This window comes from Roseomonas sp. TF40 (assembly GCF_057219975.1).
The window spans coordinates 243235-265276 of sequence record NZ_JBXVVR010000001.1 but is presented as its reverse complement, the minus strand read 5'-3'; the positions used below and the strand labels follow the sequence as shown (position 1 = coordinate 265276).

The window sequence follows — 22042 nt, the reverse complement described above, 5'->3', positions numbered from 1 at the left end:
CCTTCACCCCAGATCGAACGCGACCGGGAAATGCTCCGCCCTTACCTGCCTCGCCGCCGCGCGTTCGGCCATGGCGCGCAGTTCGGGCATCTGTGCCGGCGCGTCGATGGCGCGTAGCACGGCGAGGCGCGCGGGGTCGGCGCGCCAGGCGAGTTCGCTCTGCAACCATGCCGCATCGAGCGGCATGTCGAAGCGCTGGAAGCCCAGCAGCGGTCGCCCGCCCAGCACCTCGCCGCGCTGGTCGCCGATCTCGGCATTGATGGGCCAGGGGTCGCGCGGTTCCGAGAGCCATTGCAGCAGCATCAGGCTCGCATATTGCGTATCCGCGATCATGCCCTCCAGCGCCTTCACCGCCAGCCCCGCCGCGGGCAGGGCAGCCGTCTGCGCGGCATCGAGACGCCGGCGCGCGAGGCCCGTGCCGATCGACACCATCAGCAGCTTGTCCTCGCCCAGCGGCCAGCGCAGGCCATAGGCGCCCATGCTCGCCATCATCAGCAGCGGCAGCGCCGGCATGTTGTAGGGCGAGACACCACCATCGACGAAGAGCGCGGGTGGGGCCTTGGGTTCGATGGCAATCAGCTCGGGCGCGAAATAGAAGGGTGCGGCCGCACTCGCGCGCACCATGGTCGCGAGCGAATAGCCCCGATTGCCGTGCCAGGCGCCATCCGGTGAATCCTCCCAGAAGGGCGCGCGTGGATTGTTGGCGACGAACCAGGGGCTGCCGGTGTCCAGCCGCTTGGTCACCAGCGCGAGGCCGGTCAGCAGGTCGGCGCTGTCGAGCCGCCGTTCGCCGATCTCCTCGCGCAGCACGGCGGTGAGTGCGGCGTGGTCGAAGCGCGCGCGCAGGCCGGGCAGCGGCAGCCAGCGGCGGCGGAAGATGCGCGCGCCCATGGCGAGGTAGAGTTCCGTCATCTGCGCCACGCTCCGCCCCAAGGCGAGGCCCGCGGCGATGATCGCGCCGGTCGAGGTGCCGCCGATCAGGTCGAAGTAGTGCGCCAGCCGGAAGTTCGGGTCGTCACCGTGGCGGGCGCGGAGCAGCGCCTCGATCCGCGCGAGGAAGGCGAGCGAGATGATGCCGAGCGTGCCGCCGCCATCCAGGGCGAGGATGCGCTTCGGCCCGGGGCCGAAGAGGTGCCGGTCGCGGGCAGGGTTCTCAGCCACCGCGCAATTCCGTGGCCAAAGCCGCGATCCACTCCGCCGCGCGCCCGCGCGCCGCGAAGGTGGCGGCGAGGCGTTCCAGCGTCTCGGCCGTGGTGGTGCGCATCCAGGGCTCGGAGGGCAGCGCAAGGGCGTGGCCCAGCGCATCCTCGGCGCCGGCGCGATCCTGATCGAGCACCGCCAGTTCCAGCGCCGTCGCATGGTCCCAGTAATCCGCCTGGTCGCTGGCGAGGCGCCGGCGCACGGCATAGCGCACCACGGGCACGAGGGTGGCGATCTCGGGGTCCTCCGGGTTGCGCTCGACCATGAGCTGGATGGCGTTGATGCCGGGGTAGTGGTCGCGCCAATCGGCGTCGAAGCCTGCGCGATAGGTGGCGATGGCGCGGTCGAGCAGCGCGCGGGCGCGAAGGGTTTGCCCGGCCTCGCGCGCGGCGCGCCATTCATCCTTCAGCACGCGGCCGAGCAGGCCGTTGGTCTCCGGCTGCGGGCCGCGCGCCTTGATGAGGGCTTCCAGGATCGGCTTCGCCTTGGCGCCGCGTTTCAGGCGGTTCAACGCGAAGGCCTGCTGTTCGCGCACCAGCACCGTGCCGGAAAGGTGCCGCGGCATGGCGGCGACGAGATCGAGCATCTCCTGATGCGCCTCGGCATCGCGGAAGGAGAGCAGGAGGTCCACCAGCACGCCCGCCTCCACCGCATCGAGCGGGCCGAGATCGGCCTGCACGGCCAGCAGCGCGACGCGCCGATCCGGCGCGCGGCGCGCTTCGGCAAGCTGCTGCTTGCGGCCCTCGGCATAGATCACCTGGTCGCGGAAGATATCGGTCTTGGTGTGGTCAAGCTCGGGGAACCCCTGGAGCAGGTCGAACAGCGGGCTGTCCTGGCGCGTGCTGCGCGCGGCAATCAGCGCGGCGGTGATGGCGGCCTTGTCCTGTTCCAGCCGGGTGAGGTTGCCATTGCCATCGATGCCATAGGGCAGGGCGCGGCAGGGGCCGAGGTCGAAGGGCGGCGGCGTGGTTTCCGCGAAGACAAGCACCGTGGCCCCGGGCCGCGTGCCGTGCCGCACGCCGAGTTCATAGAAGACATTGGCGTTGGCGCCGGACAGATCGGCGAGGGCGAAGTCACAGAGTACGAGGCGTTCGAACATCTGCCGATGGATGATGCCGCCCGCGCGTTCCTCATCGGCGCGGATCGGCGTGAGGGATGCGGCGAGGATGGCGGGCTTGAGCAGGCGTTCGTTCACCGCATCGAAATCGACGATGGCATTGCCCAAGGGCTTGCGACCGAAGGGCATGAGGATGAAGCAGAGGGGGGTCATGGGCTGGCGGCCTCGATGCGGCGGAGGAGGTCTTCGACGGCAGTGAGGTCGGCAGCGGTTCGCGGCTGGTCGGGGAAGCGGGCGCGGCGATCACGCGCCAGCGCTAGAGCTGCTTCGGCATAGGGTCGTGCCTCGTTCGCCCCGCGCAGCAGCAAATGCGTGAGGCTGATTAGGTAACGCGACACCAGCAGATCGCGCTGCCAATCGCTGTTCCCTGGGTCGCGCTCGGCGAGGCGGATGCCGATCGCCATGCCCGAGCGGTACTCGAGCAAGGCGCCTGCAAGGTCACCTTGAGCCCGCAGCACATCGCCGATTTGGTTGTGGATGACGGAGAGGTCGCGCTGCCATTGGCTGTTGCCCGGATCACGCGCCGTGAGGCCGGTGGCGATCGCCAAGCCTGCGCGATAGTCCCGCATAGCGTTGACGAGATCACCCTGCGCCCGCAGCACATCGCCGATCCGGTTGTGGCTGACGGAGAGGTCGCGCTGCCATTCGCTGTTGTCTGGGTCGCGCTCGGTAAGGCGGGTGGCGATCGCCATGCCCGCACGAAACGCCCGCAAAGCGTCGGCGAGATCACCCTGCGCCCGCAGCGCATTGCCGATTCGTTCGAGGCTGATGGAGAGATCGCGCTGCCATTGACTGTTGCCCGGGTCGCGCTCCGTAAGGCTGGTGGAGATCGCCATGCCCGCACGAAACTCCTGCAAGGCGCCGGCGAGATCGCCCTGCTCCTGCAGCACATCGCCGATCTGGATGCGGCTTGACGAGAGGTCACGCTGCAATTGGCTGTTGCTCGGATCGCGCTCGGCGAGTCGGGTACGGATCGACATGCCCGCACGAAACTCAGGCAAGGCGCTGGCGAGATCGCCCTGCGCCAGCAGCACATAGCCGATCCGTTCGTGGCCGAAGGAGAGATCACGCTGCCACTGGCTATTGCCCGGATCGAGGTCGGCGAGGCGGGTGCGGATCGCCATGCCCGCGCGAAACGCCCGCAATGCGCCGGCGAGATCGCCCTGCGCCAGGAGCACATCGCCGATCCGGTCATGGGCGATGGAGAGGTTACGCTGCCATTCGCTGTTGCCCGGATCGCGAGCGGCGAGGCGGGTGCGGATCGCCATGCCCGCGCGGTAGTCCCTCAAGGCGCCGGCAAGATCACCCTGTGCCCGCCGCACATCGCCGATACGGTCGTGGCTGATGGAGAGGTCACGCTGCCATTCACTGTTGCCTGGGTCGTGCTCCGCAAGACGGGTGCCGATCGCAATACCTGCGCGAAACTCCCGTAAGGCGCCGGCGAGGTCGCCCTGAGACAGTAGCACATTGCCGATCTGGTTGTGGCTGACGGAGAGGTCGCGCTGCCATTCGCTGTTGCCCGGGTCGCGCGCGACGAGGCGGGTGCTGATCGCCAAGCTTAAGCGAAACTCCTGCAATGCGCCGGCGAGATCGCCCTGCGTCCGAAGCACATCGCCGATCCGCTCGTGGCTGACGGAGAGGTCGCGCTGCCATCGGCTGTTGCGCGGGTCGCGCTCGGTCAGTGTGGTGCGGATCGCCATGCCTGTACGAAACTCCCGCAAGGCGCCGGCGAGATCGCCCTGCGCCCGCAGCACATCGCCAATCACAATGTGGTTGACGGAGAGGTCGCGCTGCCATTGGCCATTGAGCGGGTCGCGCTCGGCGAGTCTCGTGAAGATGCGAAGCGCCTGCTCCGCCGCCTCTCGCTGGAGCGGCGTGTCACCAAGCGTGGCGAAGGTCGTGGCGAATTCGAGAAAGGCCGCGCCGCGCAGGCGTAGCGTTGCTGGGTCGTCCGGCGTTCGGGCGAGCAGCGCGTCCAGCGCACGACTTGCGCGGTCCAACAGGTCACGCACCAAGGCCGCGGGCATGCCCTCGCGGTTGCGCAGACCCTGGGCGAGGTCGAAGACAAGGCTATTGGCCGCGTCGCGCGCCGCGGCAAAGCCGGTTTCGGCGCGAGACTGTGCTTCCAGCGCCGCAGCAGCTTCACGCTCGGCGCGCGCCGTCGCCGCTTCCGCCTCTGCGCGCCGTTCTTCGGCCAGAGCAGCCGCGCGTTCGGCCACACGTTCCTGCCGCTCGGCTTCTGCGCGGGCGATCTCGGCACGGTCGCGTTCCTGCTTGGCTTCCTCGGCGAGCTTTGCTTCGCTCTCGGCGCGCGCGCGCTGCTCCGAAGCGAGGCGGGCGGACGCCGCTGCCTGATCCTGCGCCCGCGCCAGTTCCAGCCGCTGCTCTCGCACCCACCAGCCGCCGCCCAGCATCAGCACGATCGCCGCCGCCACCGCCACGCCCAACCGAAGCCGCCGCCGCTGTTGCGTTACCAACCGCGCCGCTGCCGCTGCCGCCGCAACTGAGGCCTCAATGTACGCCCGCGTCGCGCGCTCCAGCATCTCCGGGCGGCGCGCCAGCAGCGTCGCCGCTTCCTCCACCGCCAGCCCGGCTGGCAGCAACCGCTGATAGCGCTCCACTTCCGGCGTCTCCGCCCAAAGCGCCGTCGCGGCCTCCAACCGCGCGCGCAGCGCCAAATCGCTGCGATCCTTGTCGAGGTGCCCGGCGGCGCGGGGCCAGCGGGTCAGCAGCGCCTCATGCGCCACGCGCAACAACCCGCCTTCCTCCGCCACCAGCAGCCGCGTGGCCAGGAACGCCTCGGCCAAAGCGCGCAGCGGCGAACCCGCGGCCAGCGTCGCCATCGGCAGGCGGCGAGACAGGGCGCGGCCGCTTTGCAGGTCCACCGTGGCCAGCGCCCGCAGCAGCGCCGGCAGCGCTTCCTGCGCGGCTTGCGGCAGGGCGGCCAGCTCGGCCTCGGCACGGGCACCGATCGCGCCCTCCATTTCTCCCATGGCGCGATAGGCGTCCCAGCCCAGCACGCCGCCCGTGCCCTGGCTCCGCTCCCAGAGCTGTTGCAGGGCGAATTCCAGCAGCGGCAGGCTGTCGCCCTGGCCGGCGGCGGCCTGTTGCAGAGCGTCGTCCAGCGCGGCGCCCTCGGGCGTGACCTCGAAACCGAGCCCGGCTTCGCGCGCCGGCAGGCGGATGATCTGGCCGATCTCGGCGGGGTCGGGCGGCAGCAGCGTGTAGCGGCCACGCCCGGCGGCGAGGGCGGCCAGCGCCGGCAGCGTCTCGATCCGGTCCGACAGATCCGAACGAAAGGTCGCCACCACGAAGGCGCTGCCCGAGCGCGCGGCGGCCTCCAGCACCGCGACGAAGCGCGCGCGGGCGGCCTCCGTCAGGCCGTCGCGCGTGAACAGCGCCTCAAGCTGGTCCACCACCAGCAGCAGCTTCGCCTCGCCACGCTCGGTCAGCGCCGAGCCGCGATGCAGTTCCAGCATGGCCTGGCGCAGCACGAAGCCGATCTGCGCCGGGTTGGCCTGCAATTGCGCGCCAAGCTCAGCGGCATCGTAGCCGAGTGCGGCGAGTTCCGGCAGCGCCTCGGGCCGCAGCAGCGCGGCGGCCAGCGCCGCGACAGGATCGGCGGCGCTGTCATCGGCGCGCAGGATCACATGGCGCAGCAGCGCGACATTGCCGATCATCCCCGGCAGCCGCAGATCGCTGAGCAGCCCCGCCCGCACCAGCGAGGATTTGCCGCACCCACTTGCGCCGGCCACCAGCACGAAGGCGCAGCCCAGCGCGGCCTGGTGGGCGAGGGCCGCGCGCAGCTCGATCCGCGCGCGGGTGCGGCCGAAGAAGACCGGCTCGTGCTCGGCCTCGAAGACTTCGAGCCCGCGGAAGGGGCTGCCCTGGTGCCACTGGATCAGCCGCGGTGCCTGGTTCGCCCCTTGGCCGGCTTCCGGCCGCAGCCGGCGCAGCAGCAACGCGCGCAGATGCGCCTCGAGCTGGGACAGAAGTTCGCCCTCATCCGCCACGTCGCGCAGCGCCGCGGTGTAGCCGCCCTCGCCGTCGCGGAACCATTGCGCGATGAAGGCATCCAGCGCGTGCTTCGCCGCCCGGCGCGTATCGAGCTCCGGGTCATCGAGGCTGGTCGCGATGGGTGCGGTCTTGCGGTAGGCGAGCAGGTCCGGCCGGCGATGCGCACGCGCCGCGGCCAGCGCGTCCTCGAACTCCCATTCCGTGCCGGTCACGGGCTGGCGGCCGGAGAGGCGGCCGGTGAAGCGCTCGGGCAGGAAGACACCCAGGCGCGACCACACCATCATCACCACGATGTCGGTGGTGGAGGGCGGCGGGATGTTCTCGGGGTCCTGGAAATGCGCCGAGGCGACCAGCGGCTCCTGCTCCCACATCACCGCCTCGACCCGGAAATGATGGGCGAATTCGCGGTCGAGCCGGGCGATCAGGCGCAGCGCCGCCGCCCGCTCCGGCCGCAGATCGGAGGGGGAGGAGAGGAATATCCGGACCGTGGGGACGGCCATGCGCGCCACCTTCCGCCTGAGGACGCAACGAGCGTAGCATCACGCTTTCGCGACGCAACGCGCGCCTTGGTCTGAAGGGGGGCGGCCTGGTGAAGCTTCTGTTGCTGCTTCTGGTCCTCGCCGGCTGCGCCGGGCTCGACCGCTACGAGACGCGGGTGGAGGCGATGAACCGCTCCCTCGATCGCGCGCGCAACGACATGCTACTGCTCAACGCGCTGCGCGCCGGGCAGAGCCACCCGATGACCTTCATCGCCATCACCAACATCTCGGGCGAGCAGGGGGTGGGGGCCGCGCTCGGCCTGCCCAGCGTGACACTCGGGCCGAACATGGTGCTGACGCAGCTCGGCCTGGGCGGCAATGATGTGGCGGCACGGGCGAGCGGTTCCATCGCCGGCGTGCCGCTGGAGACGCGCGAATTCTACCAGGGGCTGTTGCAGCCGATCTCGCTGCAGGCCGCGCAATTCCTGCTGCACCAGGGCTACCCGCGGGAGGTGCTGTTCCTCACCCTGATCGAGGCCATCCGCCTGCGCGGCCGCACGCAGGAGAGCATCCTGTGGAACGATCCCTCCGAGCCCGGCTATGCGCGCTTCGAGGGCTATGTGCGCTGGGCGGTGGAGACCGGCCTGGCGCTGGAGACCCTGCAGGATGGCCGTGTACGCGCGTGCTTCGATCGCGGGCGGGCGCGTGGTTCGCTCGCAGGCCTCGGGCCGATCTGCGGGGCGGGCGGAGCAGATGGCTTGCGGGGGCTGGTGGACCGGGAACTCGGGCCTGTCGCGGTGGAGGTGACGCTGCGCTCGACGCAGGGCGTGTTCCGCTATCTCGGGCGGCTGGCCGATGCGGCGCTGGGGGATCGCGTGCGGCTGGGCGCCGCGCGGCGCGGCGGGCTGAGCCTGGGTAGCGACACGCGGCTGATGCCGCTGGTGCGCTCGCCGCCCGAAGGTGGCTGCGTTGCCGCGGCGCGCTTCCAGGAGGAGAGCCATTGCATGCCGGCGCGCGGGGCGGAGCAGGGGGCGTTGATGCTGCAGTTGCTCGCGCAGCTCGTCGGCCTGAATGTTTCGGTGCGTGACCTGCCAGCCGTGCCAACGGTGCGACTGACGAACTGAGCAGGGCGAGGGGAGGCATGGCAAAGTACACCGCCTTCATCAGCTACAGCCACCGCGACCGCGCCTTCGCCGAATGGCTGCACCGGCGGTTGGAAGCCTATCGCGTGCCGGCGAAACTGGTCGGCTCGCCGGGGCGGGACGGGCCCGTGCCGGCGCGGCTCTACCCGGTCTTTCGCGACCGCGAGGAACTGCCGACCTCGGACGACCTCGGCACGCAGATCCTGGGCGCGCTGGAACGCTCCGCCACGCTGATCGTCATCTGCTCGCCCGATGCGCGGGAGTCGCGCTGGGTGAACGAGGAGATCAGCAGCTACCGCCGCCTGGGCCGGGGCGGGCGGATACTCGCCATTGTCGCGCGCGGCGAGCCCAACGCGGCCACACGCCCGGGCGCGGACCCGGCCGCGGAATGCTTCCCACCTGCGCTTGTGCATATTCCCGCCACGGCGGATGCGCCCGCGCAGCGGCTGGAGCCGATCGCCGCCGATGCGCGACCCGAGGGTGATGGGCGCGAGCACGCGCTGCTGAAGATAATCGCCGGCATACTGGGCATCGGATTCGAGGCGCTGCGCCAGCGCGAACTCGAAGCCTCCCGCCGCCGCACGCGCATCGCGCAGGGCATCGCTGCCGCGATGGTGGTGCTGGCGGTCGCGGCGACGGGTGCGGGGTGGCTCGCCTGGCAGTCTCGCAACGCAGCGGAGGCGCGGCGCATCGAGGCCAACACCCAGCGCGAACTGGCCGAGACGCGCCGGGCGGAGGCGGAGGCCGCACGGGAGGAAGCCCTGCGCCAGGAATCCTCCGTGCTGGCACAGCTTGCCCTCAATCGCACCGAGGCCGGCGATGCGATGGGGGGCATGCTCATTGCCCTTGAGGCTCTGCCCGGTGCGACGGCCCGTCCCTGGAGCGAGGCCGCAGAGCTGGCTCTGCTGGAGAGCTGGATAGGCGCGCCGGAGGTTGCGGCCTGGGGCCTTGGGCAAGGTCCGGTGCTCAGCATGGCGCTTGATCCAAGGGGGCGCTGGCTTGCCGCTGGCGGCGTTGGGGGGCAGGCGCTGCTGTGGGATCTGACGGCGCCCGCGCGACCGCCGCGCGTGCTCGAAGGACATCGCCACGATGTCTCGCATCTGCGATTCAGTGCGGATGGCCGGCGTCTGGTATCCGGCGGTGGAGACGAACATCTGCGGGTCTGGGCGATCGGAGAGACCACGCTGGCGGCCATGGATCTGCCCGTCCATGGCCGATGGCTCGAGGATCTGGTCGTGGCACCCGATGGGCGCTCCCTGCTGGCTGCGGGCCGCCTCGGCCCGCTGACCCTCTGGCGGGAGCAGGATGGCAAGTGGCTGGCTGAGACGCTGCCCTTCGACAGCAACGGGTTCGCCCGGAAATTGGAGATCTCCCCCGATGGTCGACGCGTCGCCTGGCTCGGTCCCGGGCGGCTCTGGGTGGTGGAATTGTCGGGGCGGGGCGCGCCGGGGCTCCTGTTGAACAGGGATCAGGATCTGGTCGCCTCGGGTCTGGCTTTCTCCGCCGATGGCGCGGCCCTTGTCGTGGTCGGGCTAGGGGGGGCCGAACTTTGGCGCATCGACGAACGTGCCCCGGCCCCGCAACGATTGGCATCGGAGGACCTTCGGCTGGAAGCCGTCACCATTGGCGGCCAGGACGGAACGATCGTGGCCGCGGGCTGGGATGGCGCGCTGCATCTCTGGTCCGCTGAGGGGGCCAAGCTTGCTCGGCTCTCCGGCCATCAGGGCCCGGTCAGGGGCGTTGCTTTCGTGCGGGATCGCGACCTCGTCCTGAGCATGGGTCAGGACGGTACCGTGCGGCTCTGGTCCATGGCAGGCGTCGACTCACAGCTTCTTCGCACCTTTGCCGGGCATGTGGGCGGCGTCGTGGATGCCGGATTCCATGCCGACCCGCCGCGCGTCGCCACAGCCGGCCGCGATGGTGCCCTGCGGCTGTTCGACCCGCTTTTCACCCGTGCGGCACGGCTGCCGCCGGTTGCGGGCCCTGACAGCAGTCGCGTGGCCCTCGACCCGACCGGCACCCGGCTCGTGGCGGTGTCCTTGGGGCGGCGGCCAACGCTGACGGTGGGCGACCCTGCGGGCGTCACGCCGGCGGTCAGCATCACCCTCTCCGACAGGCTCGCCGGCACGCCGGTTGCCGATGCGGGCGCGCGGCACGTCGCCGCGATAGGGCTCGGCGCCAGTGCCCGGGGCGTGCTCCTTTGGGCGCGCGACGCGCAGGATGGCTACAGGCCGATCCCGCTGGCGGATCGTGACCGGGCGGGACCTGGACAACTGGCGATCGATCCGGCCGGCCGCTGGCTGGCCCATGCCTCCGACGGCACTGGCAGAGTACTGCTATGGGACATCTCCCGGCCCGGGGATCCTCCATTGGAACTGCCGCATGCGCGGGGACGTATCGATGCGCTTGCCCTGTCGCCGGGTGGCCGCCACCTCGCGGCGGGGACGGCGGCGGGGCCGATCCTGCTGTGGGATCTGGCACCGGATGTGCCACCGCTACGGCTGCTTGAAGGCCAGCATGATTCTGTGCGCGCGCTGGCGTTCGATGCGGCCGGCCAGCGCCTTGCCAGTGGCGGAGTGGATCGCACCGTGCTGGTTTGGCCCGTCGAGCCAGGATTGCCCCTCATTCTGCCCGACCAGGGCGATACAATTCGCGACCTGGCCTTCAACGAGAAGGGCGACAGGCTGCTGGTTGTCACCAATGCCGCGACCAGACTCTGGTCGCTCGGCGGCGAACGCTCGATGACGGCACAATTGCGAGGACTTCGCGGGGCGGCGAGGGTGCGTTTCGTCGCCGGCGCGGAGGACAGATTTCGGCTCCTGGGTGCGCGGGGTACCGTCTCAGAGGTCACCGTGCCACGTGGGGCAGCCCTTGTCGCTGAGGCTCGAGCGGCATTGACCCGCTGCCTGACCGCTCCCCAGCGGCAGCTTCTCGGGCTTTCGCCCACGGACCGCTCAAACAGGGTACCCCCATTCTGTGGCGAGTGAGGCGCTCATTGGCGGATGTGGCGGATGCCATGCGGTGGCTCGCACCGCGATGTCGCCCGGCAGCGTCGGTGAGGCGAAGGTGTTGGTATCCGGGTGGTATCCTGCACGCGGAATTCGCGGCTTGATGCTCACCAGACCATTGGTCGGATTGGATTGAGATCCGAGTTCGGTGTCGCAACGCCTGTTCCGGGCAAAAGAAGTCCTCGGTTCGATTCCGGGCACCCCGACCATGCCGTCCCGGCCTGGGACCCTCGGCCCAGCCCCCTTTGCACCCCCATCCGCGCCCGCGCGACACGAAGCGCCGCCCCGCTTGCTGGGCGCCGGGTGGGGCGCGGTTTCGCTTGCGGCGGGCGGCGCGGGCGCCTAGGCTCCGCTGACCACATGGTGGTCGCATTGCCCATATGATGGCGAAGCATGGAAAAGCGCCGATCCGCCCGGGCCGCTAGGCCGGCCCCACCCGCCCCGGTCGCGCCGGCGGTCGATGGCGCCGCCCAGGGCACCCAGGCCCTGGTCCGGGCCCTGCGTCTGCTCGACATCGTCGCGGCCCAGGCGCCGCTGCGCACCGCCGCCGTGGCCGAGCAGGCCGGGCTGCCGCGCGGCACCGTGCACCGCATGCTCGGCGCCCTGGCCGAGGCCGGGCTGCTCCGCCAGGACGATCCCGAAGGCGGCTGGCGGCTTGGGCTCAAGGTTTTCGAGATGGCGCATCGCGTCTGGGATTCGCTCGATCTGCGCGGCGCGGCGGAAGCCGATCTGGTGCGCCTCGCCCGCCTGAGCGGGGAGACCGCGCGCCTCGCCGTGCTCGAGGGCGAGGGCTGCGTCTATGTCGACCAGCGCGAGGCCGCCCAGCCGGGCCTGCGCCTGGGCAACGGCATCGGGGCCCGCGCCGCGCTGCATGCCTCGGCCTGCGGCAAGGTGATCCTGGCGCATCTGCCCCCGCCCGCCCGCCGCCGGCGCGTGCAATCCCTCGCGCTGACACCCCTGACCGCCGCCACCATCACCGACCCGGCCGCCTTCCAGCGCGACCTCGATCTGGTGAAGGCGCGCGGCTACGCCGTCTCGCTCGAAGAGAGCACCGAGGGTGTCGCGGCGGTCGCCGCGCCCATCCTCGACCATCTGGGCGAGCCGATCGCCGCCGTCTGCGTGCTCGGCCCGCGCTTTCGCCTGCCGCCCGATCGCCTGCACGCGCTGGGGCGCGAGGTGATCGAGGCCGCGCGGCGCATCTCCGGCAATGCGGGGCATGTCGAAATGTCGATCGCCACCACCCGGCCCGCCGCGCCGCCCAGCCCGGGCCTGCGCTGCGCCATCGAGGCGCGGCCCTTCCTGGGCGAGGGCCCGGTCTGGCTGGCGGGGCGGCAGCGCCTGCTCTGGGTGGATATCCTCGCCCCCGCCGTGCATCTGAGCGACCCGGCCACCGGCGAGGACCGTGCTTTGGCCCTGGGCGAGTTGGTCGGCGCCGTGGTGCCGCGCGCGCGGGGGGGCTTCGTGGCGGCGATGGGCAATGCCTTCCGCAGCCTCGACCTCGAGACCGGCGTCACCGGCACGCTCTGTGTCGCCGAGCCCGACAAGCCCGGCAACCGCTTCAACGACGCGAAATGCGACCGGGCAGGGCGGCTCTTCGCCGGCAGCATGGCGATCGATGCCGGGCCTGGGCAGGGCACGCTCTGGCGCCTCGACCCCGACCTGCGGCTGAGCGCGATCGAGACCGGCGTGCACATCTCGAACGGCCTGGGCTGGAGCCCGGATGACCGCGTCTTCTACTTCACGGATACCGGCACGCGGACCATCCACGCCTATGACTACGACATCGCCACGGGCGAGGTGCGGGGCCGCCGGCCCTTCGTGACCTTCGCGGGACCGGGCAAGCCCGATGGCCTGGCGGTGGATGCGCAGGGCTTCGTCTGGGTCGCGCTTTGGGATGGCTGGGGTGTGGCGCGCTACGCGCCCGATGGGCGGCTCGACCGCTTCGTCGGCCTGCCCGTGCCGCGGCCCTCCTCCGTCGCATTCGGCGGGGAGGGGCTGCGCACGCTGTTCATCACCTCCGCCCGGGTGCGGCTTTCCGCCACGCAATTGGCCGAGGCGCCGCTCTCCGGCTCCGTCTTCGCCTTCGAGCCGGGGGTGGCCGGCACGCCGGTCGGTGCCTTCGGCGGGTAAGCTTCGCAAACGAAACGACAGGGAGGATGGACATGACTCAGGGGATCATCGGGCGCCGGGCGCTGCTTGGCGGTGCGGCCGCGCTGGCCGCCGCGCCGCGCGCACGTGCCCAGGCTTCGGGCAGCCTCACCTATGTCGGCTGGAGCCATGACGAGGCCGCCTCGCGCGCCGTGCTGACCGATGCCTTCGACCGCTTCCGCGCGGCCAATGCCGGGCTGCGGCTCGATGTGGTCGGCTTCCCCTGGGGGCAGATGCAGCAGAATCTCGTGCTGCGCCAGCGCTCCAACCAGCCGCAGGATGTGGTGCAGCTGGCCGAGCGCTGGCTGCCGCAATTCGCCCGCGTGCTGCAGCCCGCCGACATGGCCCAGGTGATGGGCGAGGAGGTCGCGCGTGCGATCGATCCGGGGCTGCTGCGCATCGGCCAGGTCGGCGGGCGGCAGCTCGGCCTGCCCTGGACGGCGGCCTCGATCGGCATGGTGGCGAACCGCAAGGTGCTCGGCGATGCCGGCGTCACGGAGATGCCGCGCACGGTGGATGCCTTCGCCGATGCGCTGCGCCGCATCAAGCGCGCCAATGCCGAGATCGTGCCCTATGCTTTCGCGACCAAGAACAACCTGACCATGTCGCCCGACTTCCAGGTCTGGCTCTGGACCTTCGGCGGGCGGCTGTTCGATGCCGAGGACAAGGTGGCGGTGGAGAGCGATGCGGCGCGCCGGGCGCTCACCTTCCTGGTGGATCTGGCCCGCGAAGGCCTGATCGCGCGCGATGTGGACCGCCCCGATTCACGGCGCCTCTTCGGCCAGCACCGCACCGCCTTCTACCACGACGCCCCGCTCGCCCGCGGCTTCGCGCGCGACAATTCCGGCCAGGGCGCGGCTTTCGACCAGCATGTCGCCGCCGCGGCCACGCCGGTGCTCAACGCCGGCGATCCCACGCGCTCACTGATGTGGGGGCATCTGCTGGTGATGCCGAATGCGCGCAATGCGCGGATCGGCGCCGATGCGCCGGGCGCGCGGCTGATCCGCCACCTGGCGCTCGATGACGAGACGCAGCTGCGCTATTTCCGCGCCGTCGGGCTGTTCCCGGTGACGCGCTCGGCCCTGGCCACGCTGGCGGGCGATGCCTATGTCACCGAATGGGCGCGCAACGCCGGCACGGCGGAGATGGACGAGCCCTCCACCTGGCCCAACGCCGCCGACATCACCAACATCGTGGGCGAGGAGGTGCAGGCCGCGCTGCTGCAGACCAAGCCGCCCGCCCAGGCGATCGGCGACATGGCGGCCCGGCTGCGCCGCGCCACCGCGAACCAGCGGCGGACCTGACCGGTGCAGGGCGTCATCGCCCGGGCGGGCCCGCGCAAGGGGGGGCTGAAGCGGGCGCAGGCGCGCTTCGGACTGCTGCTTGCCCTGCCGGCGATGGCGGTCTTCGCGGCGGTGATCCTCTATCCCTTCCTCGATTCCCTCCGCCGCGCCTTCTACGAGGACACGCTGATGACGCCCGAGCCGGTGTTCACCGGCCTGGGCAATTTCCGCGCGCTGGCCGAGGACGGCACCATCCTGGGCACCTGGGTCGTCACGCTGGTCTTCGTGGTGCTGACCACCGCGGCGACCTTCGCCCTCGGCCTCGCCTGGGCGATCGTGCTGAATGAGCGTTTCCGCGGCCGCACGCTGGTGCGCGCGCTCTCCCTGCTGCCTTGGGTGCTGCCCTCCACCGTCGTCGCCTTCCTCTGGGCGTGGCTGCTCAACGGGCAGTACGGGCTGCTGAACGCGGTGCTGCTCAGCCTCGGCCTGCTCGACGAGCCGGTGGCCTGGCTGGCGACGCAGCACGGCGCGATGGCGGGCGTCGTCGCGGCCAAGACCTGGCTGTCCATCCCGCTCTTTGCCGCCTTCCTGCTCGCCGGGCTTCAATCCCTGCCGGGCGAGCAGGTGGAGGCCGCGCGGATCGACGGGGCCGGGAACTGGCATGTCTTCCGCCACGTCGCCTGGCCGCATCTGCGCCCCACCATCGCGGTGCTGCTGGTGCTGGGCGCGCTGGGCAATCTGCAGCAATTCGACGTCATCTACGCCATGACCGGGGGCGGGCCCGTGCGCGCCACCACGGTGATGTCGGTGGAGGTGCAGCGCCAGGCCTTCCAGGCATGGAATCTCGGCCTCGCCGCGGCGGTGGGGGTGGTGTGGTTCCTCACCATCGTCGGCCCGGCCTTCCTGCGCCTGCGCTCCGTGATGCGGGAGGCCTGAGGCGATGCTCGACCTCTCGGGCCGCGGCGCGCGGCTCGTCTTCGCGCTGGGCTTCATCGCGCTCGCGGCGTTCCTCGGCTTCCCGGTCTTCTGGATGGTCGTCACCGCCTTCAAGCCGACGGCGGAGATCTTCCTGCGCTTCCCCACGCTGCTGCCCGCCGCGCCGACGCTGGAGAATTTCCGCGGCGTGCTCGGCCAGGGCGACCTGCCCGTATGGCTCGGCAATTCGCTGCTGACCGCCGGCGGGGCGGCGCTGCTGACCACGGCGCTGGCCACGCTCGCCGCGCATTCCTTCGCGCGCTTCCGCTATCGCGGCCGCAAGCCGATGATGGCCTTGATGATCTCGGCGCAGATGTTTCCCTTCGCCGTGCTGCTGATCTCGATCTACCCGCTGCTGCAGGCGGTGGGGCTGCTGGATACGCGGCTGGGGCTGACGCTGGCCTACATCGTCTTCGCGCTGCCCACGGGCACCTACATGCTGTTCTCCTACTTCGTGCGCCTGCCGGAGGAGTTGATCGAGGCCGCGCGCATCGATGGCGCGTCGGAGATGCGCATCCTGCTGCGCGTGGTGCTGCCCGTCTCCATCCCCGGCCTCGTGACGGTGGCGCTCTACGCCTTCATGTGGGCGTGGAACGACCTGCTCTATGCGATGACGCTGGTGACCTCGCCGCAGCTGCGCACGGTGGGGCCGGGGCTGCTGATGTCGCAGCTGGGCGAGATGCGCCAGGATTGGGGGGCGGCGATGGCGGCCTCGCTGGTCGCCTCCGCCCCGGTCGTGCTCGCCTTCGCGCTGGTGCAACGCTGGTTCGTGCAGGGGCTGACGGCAGGGGCGGTGAAGGGATGAGCCTCACGGGCAAGGTCTGCATCGTCACCGGCGCGGCCGCGGGCATCGGGCGGGCCATCGCGCGGCGCTTCGCCGCCGCGGGGGCGAGCCTCGTGCTGGCGGATCGCGACGCGGCGGGGCTCGCCGCGCTCGATATCGCGGCCGAGAAGGTGGTGGTGGATGTGGCGGACCCGGACGCCCCCGCGCGCCTGCTCGCCCCGGCCCTCGCGCAAGGCGGGCCGGATGTGCTGGTGAACAATGCGGGCGTCACCACTGTGCGCCCGCTGCTCGAGACCTCCGACGAGGAGTGGGACCGCGCCATCGCCATCTGCCTGCGCAGCGCCTTTCGCCTGTCGCGGGAGGCGGTGCGCGCGATGCGCCCGCGCGGGGGCGGGGCCATCGTGAACATGGCCTCGATCCACGCCGCGATGGGCCACCCTTGCGTCGCCGCCTATGCCGCCGCCAAGGGCGGCATCGTGGCCATGACCCGCCAGATGGCGGTGGAATGCGGGCCCTTCGGCATCCGCGTGAACGCCCTCTCGCCCGGGCTGATCGTCACCGAGGCTTTCGCCGCCACGCTCGACGCCGAGGATGTGCGCCTGACCGCGGAGGCCTATCCGCTGGGCCGGCTCGGCCGGCCCGAGGAGGTGGCCGAGGCCGCCCTGTTCCTCGCCTCGGACGCCGCGGGCTTCATCACCGGCGTGGATCTGCCCGTCGATGGCGGCCTCGGCGCGCAGATGGCCGCCGCCGTGGTCAGCCCGCGCATCCGCGCCTGGACCAGCCGCCCCCCCTTGAGGTTCGCATGACCGTCGATCCGCTCCGCATCGTGGCCATCCGGCACTGGATGCTCCGCATGCCCTTCCACGCCGACATGGAATGGGCCTCGGGCCGGCGCAGCGGCGCGACGCGGCTGGTCGTGCGGCTCGAGACCGCGGACGGCACGATCGGCTGGGGCGAGACGATCTGCCTGCTCGATGCCATCCCCGCCGTGCTGGAGCGCGTGGTGCTGCCCATCGCGCTGACCAAGCGCGTGGACCAGGCGGAGGCGCTGCACCGCCATGTGCTCGGCGCGGGCTACTACCACCACAAGCGCGCCGCGGTGATGGCGATCTGCGCGGTCGAGATGGCGATGTGGGACGCCTTCGGCCGCGCCTGCGGCCAGCCGCTGCATCGCCTCTGGGGCGGGCTGTGGCGCGAGCGGGCGGAGATGGCGGCCTATATCCTCGCCGCCGACCCCGCCGCCGCGGCAGAGGCGGCACGCGCCTACCTCGCGCGCGGGCATCGTTCGTTCAAGGTGAAGATCGGCATGGCGGAATCAACCGACATCTCGCTGGTGCGCGCGGTGCGCGAGGTGATCGGGCCCGACCTGCCGCTGCGCGCCGACGTCAACGGCGCCTGGACGCCGGGCACCGCGAAGCGGATGCTCGAGAAGCTGCGCCCCTTCGACCTGCAATACATCGAGCAGCCGCTGGAACTGGACGACCTGATCGGCCATGCGGGCCTGCGCCGCGCCCAGCCCGTGCCCATCGCGCTCGACGAAAGCGCCTATACGCTCGCGGATGTCGCCAACATCCTGCGCGCCGAGGCGGCGGATGTGATCCTGCTCGACCCGCATGAGGCTGGCGGGCTCTGGCAGGTCGTCAAGCAGGCGGCGATGTGCGAGGGCGCGGGCATTCCGGTGACGCTGCATTCGGGCGGCGAACTCGGCCTGTCGCAGGCCGCCTATCTGCACCTCGCCGCCGCGATCCCGAACATGACCATCGCGCTCGACACCGAATACGCGCATCTGGCCGGCGACATCGTGCGTGAGCGCTTCACGCTGGAGGAGGGCTGCTTCGCCGTCCCCACCGGCCCCGGCCTGGGCGTGACGGTGGAGCCCGCGCTGGTCGAGCGCCACGCCGTCTCGCGCATCGAGGGTGCCTATCTGGATGACCGCCGGCCGGGCTGGTTCCCGGTCAAGCCCGCCTACTGAACCACCAAGGGGAGCGACGCCATGACCACCCATACGACCCGCCGCGCGCTGCTGGCCGCAGCGCTCGCCACGCCGGCGACGATGATCCCTGGCCAAGGCCGGGCACAAGGCCAGGGCCAAGGGCAGTCCTGGGCGCCGGCGCGCCCGGTGCGCATCATCGTACCCTATACCGCCGGGGGGGCTTCCGACATCACCGCGCGGCTGATCGCCGAGCGCCTGCGCGGGCCGCTCGGCCAGGCGGGGGTGGTGGAGAACCGGGCCGGGGCCTCGGGCATCATCGGCACCGAGGCCGTGGCCAAGGCGCCGGCGGATGGCACGACGATCGGCCTGGTGGCGTCCTCGCATGTGGTGAACAAGGCGCTCTTCCCGAGCCTGCCCTTCGACCCGATCGGCGATTTCGCGCCGATCACCCTGACCGCGCATGTGCAACTGGTGCTGGTGGTGCCGGCCACGCATCCGGCGCGCAGCGTCCCCGAATTGATGGCCTGGGCGCGTGCCCAGGGCGGGCGCGCCGCCTTCGCCTCCTCCGGCAATGGCTCCAACCCGCACATCTTCGCCGCCGACCTGCTGAAGCGCGCCGGGGTGGAGATGGAGCACGTGCCCTATCGCGGCTCCACCGCCGCGCATGCGGATCTGCTGGCCGGCCGCACGCAGATGATGTTCGACGCCTATGCCGCCGTGCTGCCGCATGTGCAGGCCGGCAGCCTGCGGCTGCTGGCGCTGGCCGGGCCCACGCGCTCGCGCCTGTTGCCCGATCTGGCGACGGTGGCGGAGCAGGGTTTCCCCGGCTATGGCGCGACTTCCTGGGGCTGCCTGCTCGCCCCGGCCGGCACCGCGCCCGCTGCCATCGCCGCGCTGAACGCGGCGGCGCGGGACATCCTGACGAGCGCGGAGGTGCGCGACCGCCTGGCGCTGCTGGGCGCCGAGCCCGCCCCGGGCACGCCGGCGGAGCTGCTCGCCTTCATGCAGCAGGAACAGGCGCGCTACATCGCGCTGACGCAGCAATTGGGGATCAAGGCGGAGGGCTGACCGCGCGCCGCCGGTGCGTCACGCGGCCGCGCCGAGATCCGGCCGGGGCGGGGCGGAGGATCGGCGGATCACCAGCTCGATCGGCAGTTCCGTCACTGGCACGGCGGGGCGGCCCGCCAGCCGGTCGAGCACCCGCTGCGCCGCCGCGGCGCCGATGCGCGCGGTCGGGATGTGCACCGTGGTCAGCGCCGGGGCGAGATGCGCGGCCATCTCCAGATTGTCGATGCCGACCACCGAGAGATCGCCCGGCACCGCGAGGCCGCGCGACTGCGCCTCGATCAGGCAGCCCACCGCGAGCTGGTCGATGCCGCAGACGATGGCGGTCGGCGGCTCGGCCAGGGCGAGCAGCCCGGAGCAGCCGCTGCGCCCGCCCGCCAGGGTGAAGTCCTGCTCGCTGACCCGCCACTCCGGCAGATCGAGCCCCCGCGCCGCCAGGGCTTCCCGCACCCCGGCGAGGCGGGCGCGCTGGCGGTCGTTGAAGCGCGTCACGCCGCAGACTACGCCGAGCCGGCGATGACCGAGGCCGAGCAGATGCTCGGCGGCCAGCCGCCCGGCGGCGTGGTTGTCCACCACCACGGATTCGAAGCGCGGATCGGCGCACCAGGTCAGCACCACGGGCACGCCCGCGCCTTCGAGCAGCGCCCAGGATTCGGCCGGGCGCTGCGCGCCCACGAGCATCAGCCCATCCACCCCGCGCGCGAGCAGGCCACGGATGACGGCGGTCTCGGTATCCGGATGCTGGTCGGAGGAGGCGACGAGCAGATGCCGCCCGGCCTCGGCCAGGGTGGACTGCATGGCCTGCAGGCAGCGCGAGAAGATGGCGTTGTCGAGCGTGGGCACCACCGCCGCCACGCCGGCATCGCCCGCGGCGCGCGCATTGCTGCCCGGCCAGGCGCCGCCCAGGCCCGCGACGGCGGCGCGCACCTTCGCCCGTGTCTCGGGGCTGACGATGGCGGGCTGGGAGAGGGTGCGCGATGCCGTGGCCAGGGACACGCCCGCGGCTGCGGCGATATCGGCCAGCCGGGGGCGGGTGCGTCGCGTCATCGTCGGACTATGCCGGCTTCTGAAAGAATTTTCAACGCCATCCTGGGTCGGCCGCGGTGGAATTGCGTTTGACTTGACCAGATCAGCGTGAAAGCGTGCTGAAAATATTTCTTGGGGGGCGCGTTGCAGGGCAGGGGGCGCAGGTCAGGTGGCGGCTTTGGCGTCTCGCGCCGCGTGGCGGTGGGGGTGGCCACCGTGCTCGGCGCCCTGGCGCTGTGGTGGCTCTCCACCAGCGGGCTGCGCCTGTTGAACCCGCTGCGCCTGCCCAGCCCGCAGGAAGTCTGGGCCGCCTTCAGCCAGATCAGCGCCGGGCAGGGCTATGGCGGCGCCACCCTGGCGCAGCACGCGCTGCACTCCCTGGCCCTCGTCGCCAAGGGCTTCGGCGTGGCCGTGCTCACCGGCATCCCGCTCGGCCTGCTGATGGGCTGGAGCCGCCGGGCCGAGGCGCTGATCAACCCCATCTTCCTGCTGCTGCGCCCGATTCCGGCGCTGGCCTGGATCCCGCTCGCCATCGTCTGGTTCGGCCTGGGCGATACGGGCAAGGTCTTCGTGATCTGGCTGACCGCCTTCGTGCCCTCGGTCATCAACGCCTTCACCGGCGTGCGCGGCGTGGACACGGTGCTGATCGCCGCCGCGCGCACCCAGGGTGCCTCCACCGCGCAGGTGCTGCGCCATGTCGTGATCCCGGGCGCGATGCCGATGATCTTCACGGGCCTGCGCCTGTCGCTGCAGGCCAGCTGGACCACGCTGGTCGCGGCGGAGCTGGTCGGCGCCTTCTTCGGCCTGGGCCGCGTGCTGAACCTGGCGGGGCAGGACATCTTCCCCGGCATGATCCTGGTGGGCATGGCGGCGGTGGCGGTCTGCGGTGCGGCGACCACCTGGCTGCTCGGCTTGGTCGAGCGCCGTGTCGTCAACTGGCGCCCGGCGGTCTGAGGAGGCAGCGCATGGCCAAGCGTGGCAACCGCAACTTCCTCGGCCCTGCCGGCACCGTGCTCGGCCTCGGCGAGTTCTGGGCGCTGACCATCGCGGGCTTCGCGCTGTTCTTCGCGGTCTGGGCCGGCGTGGCGGCCTCGGGCTGGCTGCCGGCCAATCTGCTGCCCTCGCCGCTTGTGGTGTGGGAGACGCTGGTGCGGCTCTGGCACAGCCCCTTCGCCGGGCATGTCTATGCCGAGCACCTGAGCGCGAGCATCGGCCGCTTTCTGATGGGCTGGGCCATCGCGGTCGCCATCGGCATGCCGCTTGGCCTGCTGATGGGCTGGTACCGGCTGCTGGATGAGATCGTGACACCCCTGTTCGATGCCATCCGCTTCGTCGCGCCCCTGGCCTGGGTGCCGCTGGCGGCCCTGTGGTTCGGCACGGGCATCGGCGGGCCGCTGCTGATCATCTTCGTCGGCTCTTTCGCGCCCTGCGTCATCAGCGCCTATCGCGGCGCGAGGCTGGTGGAGGCGCGCTTCGTGGAGGCGGCGCAGACGCTGGGCGCCTCCTCGCGCCAGGTGATGGCGCATGTGCTGATCCCGGGCGCGCTGCCTTCGATCATCGCGGGGCTGCGGGTCTCGGCGGGGCTGGGCTGGCAGTCGCTGGTGGGCTCGGAACTGATCGTGGTGGGGGCGGGGCTCGGCTACCTGATGGTGCAGGGGCAGGGGAATCTCAGCACCAATGTGGTGATCGCGGGGATGATCGGCATCGGCGTGGTGGGCTTCGCCATCGATGTGGCGCTGCGCGCGGTTGAATCGGCGTTCAAGCGCAGGTGGGGACAGGCATGAGCGGGGCTTCTGTGGCGCAAGGGCAGCGGTCCGCCGCACTCCAGGCGGGCCGAGGCCGCGAACGCGGCCCGCGGCTCGTGC

General features: G+C 71.5%; 15 protein-coding genes. 11 read left to right on the top strand and 4 right to left on the bottom strand.

Going from position 1 to position 22042, the window contains the following annotated elements:
• Nucleotides 1-3 precede the first annotated feature (3 nt).
• The 3 genes from AC2D9U_RS01075 to AC2D9U_RS01065 are packed head-to-tail and all read right to left on the bottom strand — an operon-like array spanning nt 4 to nt 6834.
• Nucleotides 4-1161: a patatin-like phospholipase family protein gene (locus AC2D9U_RS01075; RefSeq protein WP_484745560.1), complete on the bottom strand. Its 1158-nt coding sequence runs from the start codon at nt 1159-1161 to the stop codon at nt 4-6.
• The gene (locus AC2D9U_RS01070; RefSeq protein WP_484745557.1) at nt 1154-2470 is read right to left on the bottom strand and encodes a TRAFs-binding domain-containing protein; all 1317 of its coding nucleotides are present in this window, start codon (nt 2468-2470) and stop codon (nt 1154-1156) included. The genes AC2D9U_RS01075 and AC2D9U_RS01070 overlap by 8 nt, the downstream gene beginning before the upstream one ends.
• Complete coding sequence (locus tag AC2D9U_RS01065; RefSeq protein ID WP_484745555.1) at nt 2467-6834, bottom strand: nSTAND1 domain-containing NTPase; 4368 nt, start codon at nt 6832-6834, stop codon at nt 2467-2469. The genes AC2D9U_RS01070 and AC2D9U_RS01065 overlap by 4 nt, the downstream gene beginning before the upstream one ends.
• Nucleotides 6835-6923: 89 nt before the next feature.
• On the opposite strand from AC2D9U_RS01065, the gene AC2D9U_RS01060 reads away from it, so the two are divergent.
• The 9 genes from AC2D9U_RS01060 to AC2D9U_RS01020 all read left to right on the top strand — a co-directional run bounded on the left by AC2D9U_RS01060 (nt 6924) and on the right by AC2D9U_RS01020 (nt 19154).
• A complete protein-coding gene (locus AC2D9U_RS01060; protein WP_484745553.1) occupies nt 6924-7937 on the top strand; it encodes a hypothetical protein in 1014 nt (337 codons plus the stop codon).
• Between the two features lie 17 nt (nt 7938-7954).
• Nucleotides 7955-10942, top strand: coding sequence for a toll/interleukin-1 receptor domain-containing protein (locus AC2D9U_RS01055; RefSeq protein ID WP_484745551.1), 2988 nt, complete (start codon nt 7955-7957; stop codon nt 10940-10942).
• A gap of 414 nt (nt 10943-11356) precedes the next feature.
• A complete protein-coding gene (locus tag AC2D9U_RS01050; RefSeq protein ID WP_484745549.1) occupies nt 11357-13093 on the top strand; it encodes an SMP-30/gluconolactonase/LRE family protein in 1737 nt (578 codons plus the stop codon).
• 32 nt (nt 13094-13125) lie between these two features.
• On the top strand, nt 13126-14415 hold the full coding sequence (locus AC2D9U_RS01045; RefSeq protein ID WP_484745547.1) for an ABC transporter substrate-binding protein: 1290 nt from the start codon (nt 13126-13128) through the stop codon (nt 14413-14415).
• A 3-nt stretch (nt 14416-14418) separates the two neighbouring features.
• Nucleotides 14419-15330 (top strand): carbohydrate ABC transporter permease, encoded by a 912-nt coding sequence (locus tag AC2D9U_RS01040; protein ID WP_484745545.1) that lies wholly within the window; start codon nt 14419-14421, stop codon nt 15328-15330.
• Nucleotides 15331-15334: 4 nt separating this feature from the next.
• Nucleotides 15335-16174, top strand: coding sequence for a carbohydrate ABC transporter permease (locus AC2D9U_RS01035; RefSeq protein ID WP_484745541.1), 840 nt, complete (start codon nt 15335-15337; stop codon nt 16172-16174).
• A complete protein-coding gene (locus AC2D9U_RS01030) occupies nt 16171-16959 on the top strand; it encodes an SDR family NAD(P)-dependent oxidoreductase (protein ID WP_484745538.1) in 789 nt (262 codons plus the stop codon). The genes AC2D9U_RS01035 and AC2D9U_RS01030 overlap by 4 nt, the downstream gene beginning before the upstream one ends.
• Nucleotides 16956-18125, top strand: a complete 1170-nt coding sequence (locus tag AC2D9U_RS01025; protein ID WP_484745534.1) for a mandelate racemase/muconate lactonizing enzyme family protein — start codon at nt 16956-16958, stop codon at nt 18123-18125. The genes AC2D9U_RS01030 and AC2D9U_RS01025 overlap by 4 nt, the downstream gene beginning before the upstream one ends.
• Before the next feature lie 21 nt (nt 18126-18146).
• Nucleotides 18147-19154 (top strand): tripartite tricarboxylate transporter substrate-binding protein, encoded by a 1008-nt coding sequence (locus AC2D9U_RS01020; RefSeq protein WP_484745531.1) that lies wholly within the window; start codon nt 18147-18149, stop codon nt 19152-19154.
• Between the two features lie 18 nt (nt 19155-19172).
• Here AC2D9U_RS01020 and AC2D9U_RS01015 read toward each other — a convergent pair whose 3' ends face one another.
• Nucleotides 19173-20198: a substrate-binding domain-containing protein gene (locus tag AC2D9U_RS01015; protein WP_484745528.1), complete on the bottom strand. Its 1026-nt coding sequence runs from the start codon at nt 20196-20198 to the stop codon at nt 19173-19175.
• Between the two features lie 174 nt (nt 20199-20372).
• Here AC2D9U_RS01015 and AC2D9U_RS01010 point away from each other — a divergent pair, with 174 nt between their 5' ends.
• Complete coding sequence (locus AC2D9U_RS01010) at nt 20373-21131, top strand: ABC transporter permease (protein ID WP_484745525.1); 759 nt, start codon at nt 20373-20375, stop codon at nt 21129-21131.
• An 11-nt stretch (nt 21132-21142) separates the two neighbouring features.
• Nucleotides 21143-21961: an ABC transporter permease gene (locus AC2D9U_RS01005; protein WP_484745521.1), complete on the top strand. Its 819-nt coding sequence runs from the start codon at nt 21143-21145 to the stop codon at nt 21959-21961.
• The last annotated feature ends 81 nt before the right edge of the window (nt 21962-22042 follow it).

Coding starts and splice junctions, on each gene's coding strand:
- AC2D9U_RS01020 (WP_484745531.1), top strand. CDS start 18,147: ATGACCACCCATACGACCCGCCGCGCGCTGCTGGCCGCAGCGCTCGCC.
- AC2D9U_RS01070 (WP_484745557.1), bottom strand. CDS start 2,470: ATGACCCCCCTCTGCTTCATCCTCATGCCCTTCGGTCGCAAGCCCTTG.
- AC2D9U_RS01005 (WP_484745521.1), top strand. CDS start 21,143: ATGGCCAAGCGTGGCAACCGCAACTTCCTCGGCCCTGCCGGCACCGTG.
- AC2D9U_RS01030 (WP_484745538.1), top strand. CDS start 16,171: ATGAGCCTCACGGGCAAGGTCTGCATCGTCACCGGCGCGGCCGCGGGC.
- AC2D9U_RS01050 (WP_484745549.1), top strand. CDS start 11,357: ATGGAAAAGCGCCGATCCGCCCGGGCCGCTAGGCCGGCCCCACCCGCC.
- AC2D9U_RS01065 (WP_484745555.1), bottom strand. CDS start 6,834: ATGGCCGTCCCCACGGTCCGGATATTCCTCTCCTCCCCCTCCGATCTG.
- AC2D9U_RS01015 (WP_484745528.1), bottom strand. CDS start 20,198: ATGACGCGACGCACCCGCCCCCGGCTGGCCGATATCGCCGCAGCCGCG.
- AC2D9U_RS01035 (WP_484745541.1), top strand. CDS start 15,335: ATGCTCGACCTCTCGGGCCGCGGCGCGCGGCTCGTCTTCGCGCTGGGC.
- AC2D9U_RS01045 (WP_484745547.1), top strand. CDS start 13,126: ATGACTCAGGGGATCATCGGGCGCCGGGCGCTGCTTGGCGGTGCGGCC.
- AC2D9U_RS01025 (WP_484745534.1), top strand. CDS start 16,956: ATGACCGTCGATCCGCTCCGCATCGTGGCCATCCGGCACTGGATGCTC.
- AC2D9U_RS01055 (WP_484745551.1), top strand. CDS start 7,955: ATGGCAAAGTACACCGCCTTCATCAGCTACAGCCACCGCGACCGCGCC.